Source organism: Micromonospora sp. NPDC049799, from assembly GCF_040656655.1.
Classification (GTDB): Bacteria; Actinomycetota; Actinomycetes; order Mycobacteriales; family Micromonosporaceae; genus Micromonospora.
Map to the genome: position 1 here is coordinate 1 of NZ_JBFAMU010000843.1, position 1,359 is coordinate 1,359.

General features: G+C 76.8%; 1 protein-coding gene. It reads left to right on the forward strand.

Translation table 11 applies throughout. From position 1 onward, the window contains the following. Positions 1 to 85: 85 nt before the first annotated feature. On the forward strand, positions 86 to 1,359 hold a 1,274-nt coding region (locus AB0I76_RS29985), incomplete at its 3' end, for an MFS transporter (protein WP_357042518.1).

A 1,359-nucleotide genomic window follows, 5' to 3' on the forward strand; every position in this document is an offset into this window, starting at 1 on the left:
CGGGCCGCCGCGCCCGCCCGCTGAGCCCGCCGCCGCGGGCCATCCGGTTCCGCCGGTCCGTCCACCGTCGAATGAGGGAGCTGCCGTGCCACCGCCGACCCCGCCCCCGCCACGTCGCTGGTGGGCACTGGCCGCCGTGGTGGCCTGCCTGCTGCTGATCGGGCTCGACACCACCACCGTCTTCCTGGCGCTGCCGGAGCTGATGACCGGGCTACCGGCGTCAGCCGGGCAGCTCCAGGGCGTCTTCGTCGGCTACCTGCTCACCTTCGGCCTGTTGATGGTGCCGCTCGGCAACCTCGCCGACCGGCTCGGCCGGCGGCGCGTACTCCTGGCCGGCCTGCTGGTCCTGGGGCTCGGTGCGGCCGGCGCGGCGCTGGCCGACAGCGTCGCCGCGCTGCTGGTCGCCCGGGTGGGCATGGGCGTCGGCGCGGCCGCTGTCATGCCGACCGCGATGGCGATGCTGCCGGTGCTGTTTCCGCCGGAGGAACGGGGGCGGGCGTTCGCGGTGGCCTCGGCCGCGGTGAGCCTCGGTCTCTGCCTCGGTCCGCTGGTCGCCGGCGTGTTGCTGGAGCGGTACTGGTGGGGCTCGGTCTTCCTGGTCGACCTGCCGATCGTGGTGGTGGCCGCGCTACTCGTCGCGGTGCTCTTCCCGGAGTCCCGGACGGCACTCCGGCCGCCGCCGGCCGGCCGCCGTACGTGGCTGAGCCGCCCGGTCCTGCTCCTGGCACTGGTCTACGTGCTCATGACCGGGTTCCTGTTCGTGCTGACGCCGTACCTCGGCGGGGTGGGCTCCGCCCGAGGACTCGCCGCCGGTCTGCGGCTGCTGCCGCTGGTCGGAGCGCTGCTGGTCGGCGCGGTCCTCGGCGAGCGGCTCGGCGCCCGGGTCGGCCCGCGGGCACCCGCGGTGACCGGGGCCATCCTGCTCGGCGTCGGTCTGGCGCTGTTCACCACGGTGGGCACCGCCACCACCGCCGCCCGCGTCACGGTGGGGCTGGTCGCCGTGGGGGCGGGCCTCGGCGCGATGCTCACCGGCGCCCTGCGGGCGGCCACCGCCGAGGCCCCGGACGATCTGCTCGGCGTGGTCCGCTTCACCACCGCCGTACGGCAGGTCGCCGGGGCGGTCGGGGTGCTGCTCGCCGGCACGGTGCTGACCCTGGCGTATCGGGACGGCCCGTCGGCGGTCGGAGCCCACCTGGGTGCCGCCCTGCGCCAGGCACAGGAGGCCGGCCCGGTGGGTGCCGAGATACGCGCCGCGGCCCGGTTGACGTACGTGGACGGCCTGCACGCGGCGGCGCTGGTCGGGGTGGGGTTGGCCCTGCTGGCCGCCGGCATCGCCGCCACCGGGCGGTTCGGGCCGCC